We start from the raw sequence: 711 nt of genomic DNA on the forward strand, positions 1-711 counted from the left end.
AAGGTCCCGTAGTGTAGCGGTTATCACGTCGCCCTGTCACGGCGAAGATCGCGGGTTCGATTCCCGTCGGGACCGTTAGAATAACGTAAGTTATTTTAGACTCGTTAGCTCAGTTGGTAGAGCAATTGACTTTTAATCAATGGGTCACTGGTTCGAGCCCAGTACGGGTCATATATGCGGGTTTGGCGGAATTGGCAGACGCACCAGATTTAGGATCTGGCGCTTAACGGCGTGGGGGTTCAAGTCCCTTAACCCGCATTAAGATATAATAAATGAGCCGGCTTAGCTCAGTTGGTAGAGCATCTGATTTGTAATCAGAGGGTCGCGTGTTCAAGTCATGTAGCCGGCATTTTTAGATAGAAGAAAACAGTGCGAACGTAGTTCAGTGGTAGAACACCACCTTGCCAAGGTGGGGGTCGCGGGTTCGAATCCCGTCGTTCGCTTAGAGAGGCCGGGGTGGCGGAACTGGCAGACGCACAGGACTTAAAATCCTGCGATTGGTAACGATCGTACCGGTTCGATTCCGGTCCTCGGCATAAACTAATGAGCACCCTTAGCTCAACTGGATAGAGTACCTGACTACGAATCAGGCGGTTAGAGGTTCGACTCCTCTAGGGTGCATTTTTCTATTTAACTCGGGAAGTAGCTCAGCTTGGTAGAGTACTTGGTTTGGGACCAAGGTGTCGCAGGTTCGAATCCTGTCTTCCCGAT

8 tRNA genes are annotated in these 711 nt (G+C 50.5%); all 8 read left to right on the plus strand.

The features are described 5' to 3' along the window. Positions 1-2: 2 nt before the first annotated feature. The 8 genes from ACLNCW_RS09765 to ACLNCW_RS09800 all read left to right on the plus strand — a co-directional run bounded on the left by ACLNCW_RS09765 (position 3) and on the right by ACLNCW_RS09800 (position 710). Positions 3-75: transfer RNA gene (locus ACLNCW_RS09765), tRNA-Asp, on the plus strand. Between the two features lie 23 nt (positions 76-98). Then, positions 99-171: transfer RNA gene (locus ACLNCW_RS09770), tRNA-Lys, on the plus strand. A 5-nt stretch (positions 172-176) separates the two neighbouring features. After that, positions 177-258 (plus strand) — tRNA-Leu (locus ACLNCW_RS09775). An 18-nt stretch (positions 259-276) separates the two neighbouring features. Next, positions 277-349 (plus strand) — tRNA-Thr (locus ACLNCW_RS09780). Positions 350-371: 22 nt separating this feature from the next. After that, a tRNA-Gly gene (locus ACLNCW_RS09785) sits at positions 372-443 on the plus strand. Between the two features lie 7 nt (positions 444-450). After that, positions 451-536 (plus strand) — tRNA-Leu (locus ACLNCW_RS09790). A gap of 11 nt (positions 537-547) precedes the next feature. After that, a tRNA-Arg gene (locus ACLNCW_RS09795) sits at positions 548-621 on the plus strand. Positions 622-636: 15 nt separating this feature from the next. Continuing rightward, a tRNA-Pro gene (locus ACLNCW_RS09800) sits at positions 637-710 on the plus strand. Position 711: the final 1 nt, after the last annotated feature.

Origin of the sequence: Streptococcus sp. CL6.22, assembly GCF_049738055.1 — a bacterium.
GTDB classification, from domain to species: Bacteria; Bacillota; Bacilli; order Lactobacillales; family Streptococcaceae; genus Streptococcus; species Streptococcus mitis_DJ.